General features: G+C 33.2%; 19 protein-coding genes. 6 read left to right on the top strand and 13 right to left on the bottom strand.

All coding sequences use genetic code 11. The features are described 5' to 3' along the window. Positions 1-179 precede the first annotated feature (179 nt). Complete coding sequence (locus HGK31_RS02495; RefSeq protein WP_191858338.1) at positions 180-1,253, top strand: PA0069 family radical SAM protein; 1,074 nt, start codon at positions 180-182, stop codon at positions 1,251-1,253. Between the two features lie 154 nt (positions 1,254-1,407). Here HGK31_RS02495 and HGK31_RS02490 read toward each other — a convergent pair whose 3' ends face one another. The 4 genes from HGK31_RS02490 to HGK31_RS02475 form a co-directional block, all read right to left on the bottom strand. Beyond that, positions 1,408-2,064 carry an HD domain-containing protein gene (locus HGK31_RS02490; RefSeq protein WP_191858337.1) on the bottom strand — a complete coding sequence of 219 codons (657 nt, stop codon included), beginning with the start codon at positions 2,062-2,064 and terminating at the stop codon, positions 1,408-1,410. A gap of 67 nt (positions 2,065-2,131) precedes the next feature. Then, positions 2,132-3,115, bottom strand: coding sequence for an acyl-ACP desaturase (locus HGK31_RS02485; protein WP_191858336.1), 984 nt, complete (start codon positions 3,113-3,115; stop codon positions 2,132-2,134). 11 nt (positions 3,116-3,126) lie between these two features. Continuing rightward, a complete protein-coding gene (locus HGK31_RS02480; RefSeq protein WP_191858335.1) occupies positions 3,127-3,864 on the bottom strand; it encodes a lysophospholipid acyltransferase family protein in 738 nt (245 codons plus the stop codon). A gap of 93 nt (positions 3,865-3,957) precedes the next feature. Next, a complete protein-coding gene (locus HGK31_RS02475; RefSeq protein WP_191858334.1) occupies positions 3,958-4,368 on the bottom strand; it encodes a BrxA/BrxB family bacilliredoxin in 411 nt (136 codons plus the stop codon). Positions 4,369-4,487: 119 nt separating this feature from the next. Between HGK31_RS02475 and HGK31_RS02470 the strand changes: the two genes are divergently transcribed. The 3 genes from HGK31_RS02470 to HGK31_RS02460 are packed head-to-tail and all read left to right on the top strand — an operon-like array spanning position 4,488 to position 6,042. Continuing rightward, positions 4,488-5,249, top strand: a complete 762-nt coding sequence (locus HGK31_RS02470; RefSeq protein ID WP_191858333.1) for a TerB family tellurite resistance protein — start codon at positions 4,488-4,490, stop codon at positions 5,247-5,249. A 1-nt stretch (position 5,250) separates the two neighbouring features. Then, complete coding sequence (locus tag HGK31_RS02465) at positions 5,251-5,574, top strand: TraR/DksA family transcriptional regulator (RefSeq protein ID WP_191858332.1); 324 nt, start codon at positions 5,251-5,253, stop codon at positions 5,572-5,574. Between the two features lie 45 nt (positions 5,575-5,619). Further along, the gene (locus HGK31_RS02460) at positions 5,620-6,042 is read left to right on the top strand and encodes a hypothetical protein (protein WP_191858331.1); all 423 of its coding nucleotides are present in this window, start codon (positions 5,620-5,622) and stop codon (positions 6,040-6,042) included. A 1-nt stretch (position 6,043) separates the two neighbouring features. On the opposite strand, the gene HGK31_RS02455 is transcribed toward HGK31_RS02460, so the two are convergent. From HGK31_RS02455 to HGK31_RS02430, 6 genes are all read right to left on the bottom strand, one after another. Further along, positions 6,044-7,204 (bottom strand): metal ABC transporter permease, encoded by a 1,161-nt coding sequence (locus HGK31_RS02455; protein ID WP_191858330.1) that lies wholly within the window; start codon positions 7,202-7,204, stop codon positions 6,044-6,046. Continuing rightward, positions 7,197-8,324 carry a metal ABC transporter permease gene (locus HGK31_RS02450; protein ID WP_104735000.1) on the bottom strand — a complete coding sequence of 376 codons (1,128 nt, stop codon included), beginning with the start codon at positions 8,322-8,324 and terminating at the stop codon, positions 7,197-7,199. The genes HGK31_RS02455 and HGK31_RS02450 overlap by 8 nt, the downstream gene beginning before the upstream one ends. Positions 8,325-8,405: 81 nt before the next feature. After that, a complete protein-coding gene (locus HGK31_RS02445; protein ID WP_191858329.1) occupies positions 8,406-9,143 on the bottom strand; it encodes a metal ABC transporter ATP-binding protein in 738 nt (245 codons plus the stop codon). Then, positions 9,143-10,054: a metal ABC transporter solute-binding protein, Zn/Mn family gene (locus HGK31_RS02440; RefSeq protein WP_191858328.1), complete on the bottom strand. Its 912-nt coding sequence runs from the start codon at positions 10,052-10,054 to the stop codon at positions 9,143-9,145. Before HGK31_RS02440 ends, HGK31_RS02445 begins: the two co-directional genes overlap by 1 nt. Beyond that, complete coding sequence (locus tag HGK31_RS02435; RefSeq protein ID WP_233450950.1) at positions 10,054-10,866, bottom strand: transporter; 813 nt, start codon at positions 10,864-10,866, stop codon at positions 10,054-10,056. The genes HGK31_RS02440 and HGK31_RS02435 overlap by 1 nt, the downstream gene beginning before the upstream one ends. Beyond that, the gene (locus HGK31_RS02430) at positions 10,853-11,509 is read right to left on the bottom strand and encodes a metal-dependent transcriptional regulator (protein WP_104734996.1); all 657 of its coding nucleotides are present in this window, start codon (positions 11,507-11,509) and stop codon (positions 10,853-10,855) included. Before HGK31_RS02430 ends, HGK31_RS02435 begins: the two co-directional genes overlap by 14 nt. 127 nt (positions 11,510-11,636) lie before the next feature. Here HGK31_RS02430 and HGK31_RS02425 point away from each other — a divergent pair, with 127 nt between their 5' ends. Next, complete coding sequence (locus tag HGK31_RS02425) at positions 11,637-12,053, top strand: hypothetical protein (RefSeq protein WP_191858326.1); 417 nt, start codon at positions 11,637-11,639, stop codon at positions 12,051-12,053. 344 nt (positions 12,054-12,397) lie between these two features. On the opposite strand, the gene feoB is transcribed toward HGK31_RS02425, so the two are convergent. The 3 genes from feoB to HGK31_RS02410 all read right to left on the bottom strand — a co-directional run bounded on the left by feoB (position 12,398) and on the right by HGK31_RS02410 (position 15,467). Next, positions 12,398-14,497: a ferrous iron transport protein B gene (gene feoB / locus HGK31_RS02420; protein ID WP_191858325.1), complete on the bottom strand. Its 2,100-nt coding sequence runs from the start codon at positions 14,495-14,497 to the stop codon at positions 12,398-12,400. Then, a complete protein-coding gene (locus tag HGK31_RS02415) occupies positions 14,490-14,717 on the bottom strand; it encodes a FeoA family protein (protein WP_394338526.1) in 228 nt (75 codons plus the stop codon). Before HGK31_RS02415 ends, feoB begins: the two co-directional genes overlap by 8 nt. Before the next feature lie 78 nt (positions 14,718-14,795). After that, the gene (locus tag HGK31_RS02410; RefSeq protein WP_191858324.1) at positions 14,796-15,467 is read right to left on the bottom strand and encodes an SCO family protein; all 672 of its coding nucleotides are present in this window, start codon (positions 15,465-15,467) and stop codon (positions 14,796-14,798) included. Positions 15,468-15,634: 167 nt separating this feature from the next. On the opposite strand from HGK31_RS02410, the gene rseP reads away from it, so the two are divergent. Further along, positions 15,635-16,957, top strand: coding sequence for an RIP metalloprotease RseP (gene rseP, locus HGK31_RS02405; protein ID WP_191858323.1), 1,323 nt, complete (start codon positions 15,635-15,637; stop codon positions 16,955-16,957). Positions 16,958-16,990: the final 33 nt, after the last annotated feature.

Below are 16,990 nucleotides of genomic sequence, written 5' to 3'. Positions count from 1 at the left end.
TTAACATTTCGACAAGCTTAATACAGGTTCTTTTATATCAAGAGTTAACGAAGTTCGTCTTTTTAATTCATAAAGTCAAGTTTGTTAATAACCCAAAAAGCCTTTAACACTTTTAGACTAAAATATTAGTTAATTTTAAAGAGTCAGGTTTCTTACAATCGCTTTAATTTTTTACTACTATGAATCCCAAGTCTATTATAAAAGGGCGTGGTGCCCAGCACAATATATCCAACCGTTTTTTTGAATTAAGTCACGAACAGCGAGATGACTTCCTGGAATATTGTGCTAAAGAAGGAGAGGAAACTGATAAAAACAAAACGCTTTATTTACCTGTTTTTCCAAAAACCATAGTCAATAAAGTTACCAGTCCGGATGTAGGTATGGGCTACTCCATGAATATGTATCAAGGTTGCGAACATGGCTGTGTATATTGTTATGCTAGAAACAGTCACGAATATTGGGGCTATAGTGCTGGATTAGATTTTGAACGTAGAATATTGGTAAAAAAGGAGGCCCCAAAATTATTGGAAGCCTTACTTAAAAAGAAATCATGGCATGCTTACCCAATTGTTATGTCTGGGAATACTGATTGTTATCAACCTGCTGAAAAGCAGTTTCAAATCACAAGGCAATGTTTAAAAGTATTTTTAAAGTATAAACATCCTGTAGGTATTATCACTAAAAATGCACTCATACTTCGCGATTTAGATATTTTAAAAGCTCTAGCAAAAGATAATTTAGTCGGAGTTAATATATCCATTACTTCCTTGTCTGAAGATACTAGGCGCATTTTAGAACCACGAACAACAACTATAAAAAAACGACTAGAAACGGTGAAAACCTTATCAGAAAATGGTATTCCAGTAAACGTTATGTTGGCACCTATAATACCATCAATTAATAGTCATGAAGTTTTGCCTTTAGCTAAAGCAGTTTCTGAAGCTGGAGCATTATCCATTGCGCATACTATTGTACGATTGAATGGTGCCATTGGCGAAATTTTCACCGAATGGATTAAAAAAGCATTGCCTGATAGAGCAGACAAAGTATTGCATCAAATAGAAAATTGCCATGGTGGCACACTTAACGATTCGCGATATGGTAAACGTATGCGAGGTGAGGGACACATAGCAAAACAGATTAACGATTTGATAAAATTAGCTAGACATAAATACTTTAAAGATAAAGCTTTGCCAAAATTAAATACATCGCTTCATGAAAGTTATAAGGATGGACAGTTAAAATTGTTTTAATTGGTAACAGATTTTTGATATAAATGTTTAAACCGTCAGTTCGAGTATCGCGACTTTTTATAATCAAACAACTCTATTCTCGATATTAATTTTGCAATTTTTCAATCGTAAAATTCACTCGAATTGACGAGTTCTTTTTTAATGGCAAAAGGAATTATTTCTCACCTTCCCATTCTGAATAAAATTGCTCGAGATACTGCATCATGAATTTGTGTCGATTTTCTGCTAAACGCTTTCCTGTTTTGGTATTCATTTTATCTCTTAAAAGGAGTAACTTTTCATAAAAGTGATTAATGGTTGGCGCAGTAGAGTTTTTATATTCTGCTTTACTTAAGTTAAGGTTAGGTGTTATTTCTGGATCGTAAATTGCTCGATCTTTAAATCCACCATAATTAAATGCTCTCGCAATCCCAATAGCTCCAACTGCATCTAGACGATCTGCATCTTGAACAACTTCTAATTCAGGAGAAGTAAAGATAATATTTTTGTCTAGAGATTTACTAAAAGACATATTAGCAATGATTTTTACAACATGTTCAATAACTTCTGATGATACATTTTGTTGAAACAAAAATTCTCGTGCTTTTTTGGGACCAATGGTTTCATCACCATCATGAAATTTACTATCGGCAATATCATGCAACAAAGCACCCAATTGGACAACTTCCAAATCAACAGATTCATGTCTGCCAATGTTTAGCGCATTTTTATAAACACGTTCAATATGAAACCAATCGTGTCCGCCTTCGGCATCTTTTAGTTCTTTTTTTACAAAATCAATTGTATTTAAAATAATAAGTGAGTTACTCATGCTATAAAATTAAAAATTCCCTTCATGCTTTTGAAAGGAATTTTATTTAAATAAGTAATATTTCGTTTTAAATTGCAGGTTCTACCCATTTAAACTGATAAGAGTTTTCAGGGATCTTCATGCGTTCAGAAAGTCGTGTTAATCTAGAAGGTAACTTCATGAGGTAATCTCTGGCTTTCTCGGCATCATCAGTTAGGTTGGTAATTTTATCTATTTCCCAACGTTGAATCAATTTCTGCAAAATATCTACATAATCATGCGATGTATAAACACCAATACGTTGTGCGGTGTTAGAAAACTCTTCAAATGCTGTGCTTATTCTTTCACCAGATTCTCTTAAAAAATGTGCTGGCATGGTGATTTTTAATTTCATCATATGTTGAAATGCCAACATCATCTGGCTTGGATCTACTTTAAAAATACGCTCAACAAATTCACAATAAGCATGATGGTGTCGCATTTCGTCCCCAGAAATGATTTTACACATTTTTGCCAGTTGCTTGTTTCCTTTATCTTTAGCTAATTTAGCTACGCGGTTATGAGAAATATAAGTAGCCAATTCCTGAAAACTTGTGTACAAAAAGTTTTTGTACGGGTCACGGTCGGTACCAATATCAAAACCATCTGCAATAAGATATTGGGTGGTTTTTTCAATTTCTTTCATATTTACACGACCAGATAAGTACAAGTATTTATTGAGCACATCACCATGTCGGTTTTCTTCTGCTGTCCAATGACGAACCCATTTTCCCCAAGAATTGCGACCAACTTGGTCAACACCTTCCACATCCATAAGCCAAGATTCATATGTGGGTAGAGCTTCTTCAGTAATCATATCACCAACTAAAACCACCCAGAAATCGTAAGGAAGTTCTTTAGAGAGTTCACGTATTTCTTTTACGTCATCTAAAAATCCATCTTTTTCAGAGTTTGGTAAAAAGTCTGTAGGTTGCCAAATACTTTCAACAGGAATTAAATATTTTTCTATTAAGGAGTCAACGTCTTTTTCCAGAAACTGCATAACTTCCAATCGGACATTTTTTAAAGACATAATTGATAATTTTAATAATTAATACTCGAAGTAATCGTAGTTTCAATCTGTTTGATTAATTCTTGCTTATCTACAAAGGTAGCCAATTTAATAGGCTCATGGACTTGAAATTTTAAATGATTTCCAATTCCCATTGGGAATTTTCCATAGCGTAACATTTTCCAAGAATTATTTACAGTTATTGGTACTATAATAGCGGATGGTATTTTTTTAAAAAGTATTTCTAACCCTTTAGTTTGAAATGGTTTGGGTTTACCTGTTTTACTTCGTGTGCCTTCTGGAAAAATAACAGCAGCTCTTTTGTTTTTTTCAATGTATTCCCCAAATTTCATAATCGCAGGTAAGGACTGTCTAGGGTTTTTTCTGTCAATGAGAACAGAGCCGCCATGCCTTAAATTGTAAGATACACTTGGTATGCCTCTTCCTAGTTCTTTTTTACTAATAAATTTAGGATGATACTTACGCATATACCACATTATGGGTGAGATATCATACATGCTTTGATGATTGGCAACAATGATTACAGGCTGATTGATTGGAATATCAAATTTGTTTGTAAATGTAATCCGAGTTCCTAATAAATTTAGACAGCGCATTAAGAAAAATTGTAACCAATCGACAGTTATTTTGTGGGCTTTATAACCCAACACGTTAAAGCAAAACCATTGAATTGGGTGAAACACTACAAGGGTTAGTAGAAAAAAAAATGCATAGAGAGCAGTGAGTGGATATGCAAGTAGTTTTCGCATGTATTAGGGTTTGAAAAACAAAATTAACTAATAAGATTAAAGCACAAAAAAACCACGATAAAATCGTGGTTTTATTTTTAAAGTTGAAATGTTTTAACAATGTTCATTATAAGCATCTACTAAATTTTCAGCAATTAATTCAGCAGGACGACCTTCAATATGATGACGTTCTAACATATGAACTAACTCACCATCTTTAAACAATGCCATACAAGGCGAACTTGGTGGAAATGGTACCATGTGTTCACGCGCTTTATCTACAGCTTCTTTGTCAACACCAGCAAAAACGGTAACTATATGGTCTGGCTTTTTACTGTTTTGTAAGCTCATTCTAGCTCCTGGTCTTGCGTTGGCTGCAGCACAACCACAAACAGAGTTTACAACTATAAGCGTAGTTCCTTCTTTAGCCAATGCAGATTCAACAGCTTCTGCTGTTTGTAATTCTTGAAAACCAACATTAGTTAAATCTTCACGCATTGGTTTTACTAATTCCGCTGGATACATATATTTTAATTATTTAAGATTAATATTTCAATGATGCAAATATACCAATTGTGTAACAAATGCCATGCGTCATCTACTAACAAATAGTATATTTACTCATAAATAAAATTGATAGGTACATGAGTTTTTCAAAGTGGATTGGAGCAGCTTTAGGATGGTCGTTTGGTGGACCAATTGGTGCCATAATTGGCATGGCTTTAGGTGGTATTATGGATGCGTTTTCAGATAAAGATGCCGAACCATTTTATAAGCAAGGTCAACAAGGTAGAACATATAGGTCACGTATGTCTCGTCCACAAACACGGTCAGGTGATTTTGAAGTGAGCTTGTTGATTTTGTCCTCTATTGTTATTAAAGCAGATGGTAAACAAGATCAACGTGAGCTTGATTTTGTCAGGCAGCAATTCTTGCATATGTATGGCAAGGAACGAGCAAACCATGCTTTTAAGTTGTTTAAAAACATCAATAAACAGCAAATTCCTGTACGACAGGTTTGTTTACAAATCAGGCAAATGATGGATCATCCATCACGATTACAACTGCTTCATTTTTTATTCGGAATAGCTAAAGCGGATGGACATGTCACGGAAGAAGAGGTTAAACAAATTTATACCATATCAAATTATTTAGGTATTAGCTCACGCGATTACGAAAGTATTAAAGCAATGTTCTATAATAGTAGTGATAATGCCTATAAAATATTGGAAATTTCAAAAGACGCTACGGTATCAGAAATAAAAGCAGCTTATCGGAAAATGGCAAAAAAGTATCATCCGGATAGAGTTATTCATTTAGGTAAAGAACATCGTGAAGGTGCTGAAGAAAAGTTTAGACAGGTGCAGCAGGCTTACGAACAATTGCAAAAAGAAAAAAGGTTTTAATATGGATAAGAGCGTCATAAAAGAAACTATTATTCAAGAAATAGCAAAAACTGAAAAGGCAATCTCGGATTATAAAGCGTTAACCAAACCCATTTCCCCTAACAATGCCATTGGTCGCGTGAGTAGAATGGATGCTATTAATAATCGTAGTGTCAATGAAGCTTCATTGCGTCAAGCCGAAACTAAACTCACCAATTTAAAACGCGCCTTATCAAAAGTTGATGATGACGATTTTGGCATGTGTTTAAAATGTCAAAACCCAATTCCAGTAGGCAGAATTCTTATTCGCCCAGAAAGTTTTTTGTGCGTGAATTGTGCGAGATAAACGGCATAATTGTTGATTTATAGGTGAAAACAAAAACCAACTATTATGAAATTTCTATTTTCTTTAATAATCTTTTTATCTAGTTTTTCTGCTTTTACTCAAACCACAACTATTGCGGGAACATACATTTTGAAACTCGAATCTAGTAATGCGGTAATTGTTGATACATTAACTTTACATGCTGATGAAACGTTTACCTTTCATGAATATGATAGACATAATGGAGGTATTCCTCCAGAAAGGGACAAATATGGTAAAGGAAAATGGATGTTTGAAAATAATATTGTTTATTTCTATGTCAACGAATCTGATATTACTAAAACTCACACCTTAAATTTTAATAATTCTGAAGCGAGATTTATAATCAAATCACCTAGAGATAAATCTAATAGAGTGATACCAACTTCAATACAGTTTTACAAATCTGATGTTTTTTGGATAGTGAAACGGAAATTGATAAAGGAATAAATTAACCCCTAAACAAAAAGAAGTCGTCTTTCATATCTTCAATTTGAGCATCTTCATTGGTAATAATATAATCAATGGCTTGAGATGTAAAATCATCACCTTTTTCAGTTAAGGAAACAATTTGGTTGTCAATGGTAATCATATTGTTTTTTAATGCTAAATCAACAACAGTTTTAGCACGGATTTTTTGCCAATTAATATGTTCTCTCAAATGATTGACATGTCGTTCGTTTTCTTCATTATGATTTTTTAAATGAAGCAAGAAGGTAAGCAGCGACACTTCAATTTTTTGTTGCTTTTCGCGGTACATAACAGCTATCAAACCCTTGCTAGGCGCAAATAAATAAACAACTAAAAACAATAGTCCTAACATGGTTGTTATGGAGCCTGCAATTGAAGCATCGAGCCAATGTGCAACCCAATATCCAGAAATAGCGCTAAACACCCCAAAAAGAATTGACAAAAAGAGCATTTTTTTCAAGTCTGTTGTCAATAAATAAGCGCTAGCTGCTGGAGCAATCATTAGCGCGACCACTAAAATGGCACCAACAGCATCAAAAGCACCAACAGTTGTAATAGATGAAACCGTCATTAAACCATAATGAATAGCCACAGGTGAGAAACCTAATGAAGCTGCCAGTCCAGCATCAAAGGTGCTTAATTTCAGTTCTTTAAAAAAGGCGAATAATAATCCAACAGTTATTAGTAGAATAGTACCAATAATCCATAAAGATTTTGGACCAACATCAATACCTGAAATTAGCAATCGGTCAAAAGGCGCAAAAGCCAATTCACCTAAAAGAACAGCATCAACATCTAAATGAACATCATTAGCGTTTTTAGCAATCATAATTACACCTATACTGAATAAAGCAGGAAAGACTAATCCTATAGCTGTATCTTCTTTTACCAATCCTGTTTTTTGAATTTGCTCAACTAATACCACAGTAATTACACCTGTCAAAGCTGCTAAAACAATTAATAGTGGCGAGTTGAGGTCTTGTGTAATGAAGAATCCAATAACAATTCCAGGTAATATAGAATGACTAATAGCATCACTAATCATGGCCATTTTACGCAACACCAAAAACGTTCCAGGTATAGCACACGCAATGGCAACCAAACTAGCAATAAGCTGTATTTCAAGTTGTGCGCTACTCATCTTTTTTAAATTGTTGGTTATATAAGTTAGATGCTGTTTCAAACCCTTCTTGAGTTAAACTCCACATATTTCCGTTAAGTGTTACATAGTTTTTATCTACTAATTTTTTTAGTGTTCCTTTTGTGTAGCCTTGAAAGTTATTCAAAATCTTAATCGTATGTGGATGCGAAATATTCTCGTGCGTTTTAGCAATATTAAACATAAAGGATAGGGTTTTATGTAATTCTAAATCACGACGATTTTTTATAAATCGAATTTGTCTGAACAACAAACCACGATTGGGCGAAAAAATAAACGAAAACATGACAAAAACTGAAGCTACAATTACAATTACAGGACCAGTGGATAGATTGTTTTGAGTGGCGCTTATTGCTGTTCCAAAAACACCTGAAAACGCCCCAAAAAAGGCTGCTAAAAACACCATGACACTTAAATTGTTTGTCCACTGTCTTGCAGCAGCAGCAGGAGCCAAAAGCATAGCGCTCATTAAAACAACACCAACGGTTTGCAAGCCTAAAACAATAGCTAGTACAATGAATGAAGTTATTAGTATGTCAATAGTTTTGGTATTAAAACCTAGTGTTTTAGCATAATCTTTATCAAAAAGTAGAATTTTGAATTCTTTCCAAAACAAGAGTAAAACGAACAAACATAATCCGGTTACAATTGCCATAAGCCAAACATCACTTTCAACTAAAGTAGCGGCTTGACCAAATAAGTATTTATCTAAACCAGCTTGATTGGCGTTTGGTTGTTTTTGAATGAAGGTCAATAGTAACATTCCAAATCCAAAAAATAAAGATAGAATCAATCCTAAAGCTGTATCTGATTTTAAATGTGTTTTTGTTATAATACCTCGAATCCAAAATGTACCTATCAAACCACTGACCAAAGCACCTAAAAGCAGTGTATTACTTTCTTTGGCGCCAGTAAGTAAAAACGCAATAGCAATGCCTGGTAATGCTGCATGCGAAATAGCATCACCCAATAAACTTTGCTTGCGTAACACGGCAAAACTACCAAGCATGCCAGTAACAGCACCAAGAATAGCTGTGCCAAGTGTAATGGTGCGCAGTGTGTAATCGTTAATTACGAGTTCTATGTATTCTAGCAAGTCCATTTTGTTATTCCGCACTAGATGCGGAATCTATTATGCTTATTTTTGGTTTATAGCTTTGAGATTCCTGCCTTCGCAGGAATTTTATTTATGAATACTTACTTTATAATTGATGCCATAGGTTTTAGTAAGGTTATCATCATTAAAAATATCCTTAACCGGACCTGTTGCAATCTTTTTTACATTTAAAAAAGTTACCCAATCAAAGTATTCAGGAACCGTTTGCAAATCATGATGCACCACAATTACAGTTTTATTCGCCTTTCTTAATGCTTTAAGAATATTAATGATAGCTATTTCGGTAGTAGCATCAACACCTTGAAATGGTTCATCCATAAAATAAATGGATGCATCTTGAACCAAAGCACGTGCTAAAAAAATACGTTGCTGTTGTCCGCCAGAAAGTTGACTGATTTGTCTGTTTTTAAAAGGTAGCATTCCAACTTGTTCTAAAGCTTCGAGTGCCGCTTTTTTTTGCTTTTGGCCAGGGCGTTTTATCCAACCCAAACTTCCGTATGTTCCCATCATAACAACATCTAGAGCAGTTGTTGGGAAATCCCAATCCACACTACCTTTTTGTGGTACATAAGCAACTAGAGAGCGTTGTTTGTCATACGATTTGCCATAAATGCTTACACTTCCAGCAATTGGTTTTAGAATGCCTAAAATAGACTTTATAAGTGTTGATTTTCCTGCGCCATTTGGACCAACAATAGCCATTAAAACGCCTTCGGGTATTTCTAAATCAATATCCCAAAGTACCGGTTTGTAATTATAGGCTACTGTTAAATCATCTACTTGTACTGCTATTTTATTACTCATTATTTCAAAGCATTAACAATGGTATTCACATTATATTTAAACATCCCAATATAAGTACCTTCAACTGTTCCAGCATTACCCAAAGCATCAGAATATAATGTACCACCAATGGTAACATCATGTCCTTTCGATTTTACTGCTGCTTGCAAGGCTTCTATAGTGCGTTTAGGCACCGAACTTTCCACAAATATAGCGTTCACTTTTTTGTCAATAATAAAAGCTGCTAATTTTTGTACGTCTTGAACTCCAGCTTCGGTTGCTGTTGAAAGACCTTGTAACCCAACAACTTCAAATTCAAAGGCTTTTCCGAAATAGTTAAAAGCATCATGAGCTGTAACCAATATGCGTTTCTCTTTTGGTAAAGAGTTAATGGTTGCATTAATTTCAGTTTTTAAATTATTTAATTGACTTAAATAGTTGTCACCATTAGCTTTAAAAGTATCTTTCTCTGAAGGCACAGCTTCCGATAATTTGTTGACTACAAATTGTGTGACTTGTTCCCAATAAGTGATGTCAAACCAAATATGCGGATCGTAATTAGAAGCAAAATATTCGGAACCAATCAAAGTGTTTTTATCAATGGCATCAGAAACAGCAACAGTTTTTATATTTTGAGTTCCCATTTTCTCGAATACTTCTACTAGTTTTCCTTCAAGGTGTAATCCGTTGTAGAAAATAATATCAGCATTAGCTAATTTAGTTACATCACCTTCGCTAGCTTTGTATAAATGAGGGTCAACACCACTTCCCATTAAACCTTCAATATTAATAAGGTCGCCTCCAATATTTTTAACTAAATCAGTTATCATTGTAGTTGTGGTGACAACATTGAGTTTGTCGGTTTTTTTAGAATCCGTTTTACAGCTAAAGATTCCAAAAAATAGAATGGTTATGATTGTAATTCTTTTCATTATTGATTGTTGTTTATTGGTAATCTAAAACTCAAACCTGCACTTAATAATAAATCTTGACCTTCTGTAATACTTGTTCCAAAAGACATATCTAATTGCAAATCGTTAGAAACTAAATATGTTAATCCAGCATCCCATAAATGGTTAGCTTGACTATCTTCAGGTAAATCACCATATAATTCTACATAAGCACCAAACTTTTCGGAAATGCTATATCCATAGGCAATAGTATAGATATAACTTGCTTCAGGTGAATCATTTCCCCAAGCCATACCAAGATTATAGCCTAAACTAGATTTTTCACTTAAGGTATGTGCTAGTGAAAATCGAAAATCTACACCAGTTGTTTCTGGTCTATAATCAGTACTTGCGGTAAATGGTAAAAAAACATGTCCTATTAAACTAATTTCTGGGATCCAACCTTTTTCTTCCGTTATATAAACTTTCATTCCTAGCAACAATGGACTAAAGCCACTTAAAACATTGTCTAATTTCTGACCGTTTATGTGTGTGACATCTTCTTGTAAATTCCATCCTAAACGCAATTCAAAATTATCAGATAACCCATATCTAACCAGCGTTGTATTGTAGGTGAAGTTTTCAGTTTTAATTTGATTTTTTTCAAAAGTTTGATAAAAACCACCTGTTTCAACTTGCAGATAGCCTTGTGGTACTGTGCTTGACGCTTCAGTAGCATCTGGTCTATCTGTTTCCAAAGCGCCGATTGACTCCTTTTCTTGAGCCAATGAAGCCGAAAAGGAACATAACAACAGACCAATGAAAATATAAATTTTTGTGTTAGTTGATTTCATTGACGTAGATAATGTTGGTAAAGTCTTCATTTAATAGAATGGTATTATAATTTATTGAAATTTGAGTCATTTTGTTGTTTTGAAATTGATTAGTGACCATAATGCGATTTCCATATTTTAAGCCATGTAGAGCGCAGAAATCAAAAAACTCCTTATCGTCACTCATTAATCTCGAAATAATATATGATTTCCCTGCTTGGGTTTTAGAAAGAGGTATTGAATTATCATCTGTTGTTATGTCGCCATGTTCATTTGGGATAGGATCGCCATGTGGATCGAATTTCGGATTTCCTAGATAAGAACTGATTTTATTTGCCAAGAAATCTGACGTTTGATGCTCTAGTAATTCTGCTTCCCTATGAATTTCATGTAAAGACATATCAAACAACTTGTAAAGCAAAGCCTCCCACAAACGATGCTTTCTAACTACATTTAAAGCCATTTTAGACCCTTTCTCTGTGAGTTCTAGTGATTGATACTTTTCGTAAAAAAGAAGGTCTCTACTGGCTAATTTTTTAGCCATATCTGTTACAGCTGCATTGGATATACCTAATTTTTTTGCGATATTACCAGTTGAGGTATCATTCTCCTGCTTATCATTTTTATATATGGCTTTAATGAAATTCTCGACTGCTACTGACATTAACGTTTGCTTTAAATAAAATTTAAGTTAGCTTAAAAAATTATTCAAATATAGTTAAATTAGTTTATTGAGCAAAAGAATTCTTAATTTGGCATAATTTCAGATGAAGACTAACAAATTATGTGATATGAAACAATTTGTTTATTTAGTTATTTTTTGTAGTATATTTTCAGTTCATGGCCAAGATAGCACCAAAGCTGAACCGCCTATTATTGTGACCAAACTATTGTTGGGCAATCAATACGAGTATAATAGCCATATTGTCAAATTTGTTGATGTTCTAAATGATTCTAGGTGCCCTAAAAATGTTACTTGTGTTAGAGCAGGAGAGGCTAAAGTATTAGTGGCTATTTATAAAGATGCTCAATTTATTGAGGAGAAAATTATCGAAATTACACCAACTACTTACTTAACTAGAAATTTATCACAATTAATAATTTCTGGTGAAAAAATAATAAAAGGTTTTAATTTAACTCCATATCCTGAATTTGGAAAAGAGATTAAAAAAGCGAATTATATTTTGCAAATTGTTGTTGAAGACTAGTTTTGTCAACTTCAAGTTATAGTTTATTATTAGAATTTAAAAAACTGATATGTAGGGTTTTAAATAAGAAAAATAAAATAAAGTAATTGCTGTTTAGTTAAAATGAGCTATGATTTTCAGCTTTTTAAGCTAAATATTTAACCTTATTGTTACTGTAATGTATCTTAAGTAATTAATATAAAACAAGTTAAATACTGTTTAGTGACAACCGCAATTGTTATCAGAGCAATTCTTCCCAGCCTTTTTTTTAGGTTTCCAAATAAATCGAGAGATCAGAAAAGTCAAAGCAATTATGAGTGTAGTAAAAGCAAGTATATTCTGAATAACGGTGTTCATAAATAAAACTATTTTAATAGTTGATAGGCGATTAAAGCAACAAGATAAGCAAAACTACTCATGATTATTAATTGCAACATAGGCCATTTCCAACTATTTGTTTCACGTTTGACGATTGCAAGTGTACTCATGCATTGCATTGCAAATGCATAAAATAACAACAATGAAATTCCAGAGGCGAAATTGAATAGTGGTCCTCCAAGAATAGGATTTACTTCACCAGCCATTCTATTTTTTATGGTCTCTTCTTCATCACTTCCTACACTATAAATTGTGGCTAGTGTGCCGACAAAAACTTCACGAGCTGCAAATGAACTTACAATAGCAATACCAATTTTCCAGTCATAACCCAAAGGTCTAATTACGGGTTCAATGGCTCTTCCTGTAATGCCGATAAAGGAATGCTCCAATTTATATGATGCGATATGTTGTTGTAAATCTTCATCTGGTATGTTTTGTGAGGCATATTGTTCAGTTACTATAGCTTCAGCATTATTAAAATCATTACCAGGACCATAAGATGCCAAAAACCATAATATAATAGAGATAGCCAAAATAATTTTTCCAGCACCAAAAACAAACGATTTGGTTTTTTCAAGAACAGTTAAAGCAACATTTTTAAATAATGGTAATTTGTAGTTGGGCATTTCAACCACGAAAAATGTCTTACTTTTTATCTTAAGTATTTTATTTAATATATACGCTGAACCTACAGCAGCACCAAAACCTATTAAGTATAAAAGCATAAGTGTTAATGCTTGATAACTTAATCCAAGAATCCTTCCTTCCGGAATTACCAATGCTATTATAATTAGATAAACGGGTAGTCTAGCCGAGCACGTTGTAAAAGGCGTTACAAGAATAGTTATTAAGCGCTCTTTCCAACTTTCAATATTACGTGTTGCCATAATTGCAGGTATGGCGCAAGCAGTACCAGAAATAAGAGGTACAACGCTTTTCCCACTTAAACCGAAACGACGCATGATACGATCCATTAAAAATACCACACGACTCATATAGCCACTTTCTTCTAAAACTGAAATAAAGAGGAATAAAAAGGCTATTTGAGGAATGAATATAACAATACCACCCAATCCCGGAATAATACCTTCTGCAATTAAATTGGTAAAAGCACCTTCTGGCATGGTGTTTTTAGTCCATTCGCTAAATGAAGCAAATAAGCTGTCAATAAAATCCATTGGAACACTAGACCAATCATAAATGGCTTGAAAAATGGTTAATAAAATAATTCCAAAAATGAGGTATCCCCAAACTTTATGAGTCAAAACTCTATCGAATTTGATGCGTAAGTCTTTTGCCGTACTTAAATCGATTTTTTGGCCTTTTTTAAGGGTGTCATTAATAAACTGATAACGTTTAATAGTCTCCTTTTGCTGAAGGCGTTTTAAATCGGCTTTAGATTTTGTTTTGAAATCAGCAACAGCATCAATTTCATTTCTATCCGTTTTTCCAAAATTTACATCTTGAGTGATAACTAACCAAAGCTTATATAAAAGTTGATTAGGAAAAGCTTTGCGTAGATTATCAAAGTAATCCATATCAATTTCAGAAGCATTTAAACACGGTTTTGTTGAAAGCTCTTTGTAATTGGTAATTAAATCTTTGAGATCTGATATTCCTTGATTTTTTCTCGTACTTATTAAGGCTATCTTTGTCTCAAGCTGTTCTTCTAAATAGGGAATATTCAATGAAATTCCTTTATAAGTCATCCTATCAGCCATGTTAATGACTAGAATTGTAGGAATTTGAAGGTCTTTAATTTGAGTAAATAAAAGGAGATTGCGTTTAAGGTTTTCAACATCACTTACTACAACTGCAACATCAGGAAAGTCCTTATCATTTTTGTTGAGAAGTAACTCAATAACTACATTTTCATCAAGTGATGAGGCGTTTAAACTATAGGTGCCAGGTAAATCAATTATATGCGCTTTTACGCCACGTGGTAGTTTACAAATCCCTTCCTTCTTTTCTACAGTAATACCAGGATAATTACCAACCTTTTGATTCAAACCTGTTAAGGCATTAAATACTGAAGTTTTTCCAGTATTTGGATTACCAATAAGTGCAACATTTATTTGTTTACTCATTGGAAATTTCAATTAAAATGTGAATAGCTGTTTCTTTTCTAATGGCTAGATGGCTACCATTAATATTCAGATACATAGGATCAGCAAAAGGAGCAACCTGAACAAGTTCAACAGAATTTCCAGGTAAGCATCCCATTTCCAGCAGTTTAAGTGGGATGTGAATTGATGAAACATCAGCAATAATGCCTTTTTCACCTCGTTTTATTTCTGCTAACGTAATACTCAAGCTTATTTAGATTGATTTTAAAGAAGCAAAAATAAAGCAAAATATTAGGGTAAAAAAATTGAAGCTAGAAAACTATTGATATTCTTTTTTAAGTGTTTTAATATCCTCAATTAATCGGTTAATTTCGTCAGGATTTGTGCCATCATAAAATCCTCTAATTTGACGTTTTTTATCAATGAGCATAAAGTTTTCAGTATGAATCATGTCATAGGCATCACCATTACCTTGATCTTTTACAGCCAAATAACTTTTACGTGCTAAATCGTAAATTTGTTTTTTATCACCAGTGACTAAATTCCATTTTGAATCATTGACCCCTTTTTTTAATGCATATTTTTTTAATTGTGCAACCGAATCTATTTCTGGTGTTACCGTATGAGAAAGTAGCATGACATCCTGATCGTTTTTCAATTCTTTTTGAATGACATACATGTGATCTGTCATAATAGGACAAATGGTTTGGCAGGTAGTAAAAAAGAAATCGGCCACATAAATCTTATTCTTATAATTGTTTTGGGTTATAATTTCTCCATTTTGATTTGTTAAACTGAAATCGGCTATTTTATGATATTTTCTGACATCAACCAAAGAAGAATCAACCAATTCTGAATTAACCATAGCAGGTTGATAAATAGGTAATGGTTTTTCAACATTAAGAATATTGAAAATAATAGCAACTATAATCACTGATAGAATCATGAATACGATTCCAAAATATTTATAGTCTTTAAAAAACGAAAGCATAATGTGGTAGTTTCGGCATTGTTTTTGCAAAAATACATGGATTTCATAAGCAATTAAACAATTTGAGATTATAATTATTTGTTAAATACAAATGTGGAATGATTCAATTTTTAATGTTGAAGTAAAAAACACTACTTTTGTGCGTTATTTAAAAGAAAACAGATTTTATGACCGTTATATTGATTAAGGCAGCGCAATTATTTTTAAGCTTGTCTATCCTCATAGTCCTTCATGAATTAGGACATTTCATTCCTGCAAAGCTATTTAAAACACGTGTAGAGAAGTTCTACCTATTCTTTGATATTAAATTTTCATTGTTTAAAAAGAAAATTGGTGAAACTGTTTATGGTATTGGTTGGTTACCATTAGGAGGTTATGTAAAAATAGCCGGAATGATTGATGAAAGTATGGATAAAGAGCAAATGGCACAACCACCACAGCCATGGGAGTTTAGAACAAAACCTGCTTGGCAACGTTTAATTATTATGTTAGGTGGTGTTATCGTAAATTTCATTCTTGGGTTTTTAATATACATGATGATATTGTTTGTTTGGGGAACAGATTACTCTAAAAAAGATGATATCACTTATGGATTTGGTGTAGCCCCTACAATGGAGGAATACGGTTTTGAACAAGGGGATAAAATTGTATCTGTAGATGGAAAACCATTTAGCGAAGTAACTGATATCAATTCATATTTACTATTTAGAGATATTAATACCATTAAAGTTGAGAGAGTATCAGGTGAAATAGCTGAATTGACAGTTCCAGAAGATATTGGAACACAATTATTCGAAGCAGGTGATTTGCCAGCTATGTCTCCAAGAATGCCCTTTAAATTAGATTCAATAGTCCCTGATTCTCCTGCAGATAAAGCCGGTTTATTACTAACTGATAAAATAGTCAGTTTAAATGGAGAGGCTGTAAACTATTTTTCTGATTTTAAATATGGTATAAAACGAAACGGAAATAATACGCTTAATATTGGTGTTGAAAGAAATAATGAGATTGTAAATTTAAATGTAAAACCAAGTGAAGATGCTACAATTGGCATAGTAACTATCGAAACTGAGAAAATTGTTTCCAATCACAAAGATTATTCTTTTGGCGAAGCAATTGTAAAAGGGACTTCTTTAGGTTACTGGACTATAAAAGATTATTTAGCTCAATTTAAATACATTTTCACCAAAAAGGGAGCCTCCCAAGTGGGTGGATTTGCCGCTATTGGAAATATGTTTCCACCGTCTTGGAACTGGAAAGCATTTTGGGCTATTACTGCCTTTTTATCCATTATGCTAGGTGTTTTAAACCTTTTACCTATACCAGCATTGGATGGAGGTCATGTTATGTTTTTACTATATGAAATGATTTCTGGGAGAAAACCAGGTGACAAGTTTTTGGAATATGCACAGCTCATTGGATTTATATTACTAATCGCTTTAGTTTTGTTTGCTAACGGTAACGATATCTACAAAGCTATTTTTGATTAAAATTTTAAGTAGATTTTTTAATTAATATATTTG

The sequence above is a fragment of the Hanstruepera ponticola genome, assembly GCF_012931685.1.
GTDB classification, from domain to species: Bacteria; Bacteroidota; Bacteroidia; order Flavobacteriales; family Flavobacteriaceae; genus Hanstruepera; species Hanstruepera ponticola.
This window is presented reverse-complemented; position numbering and strand designations above follow the sequence as displayed.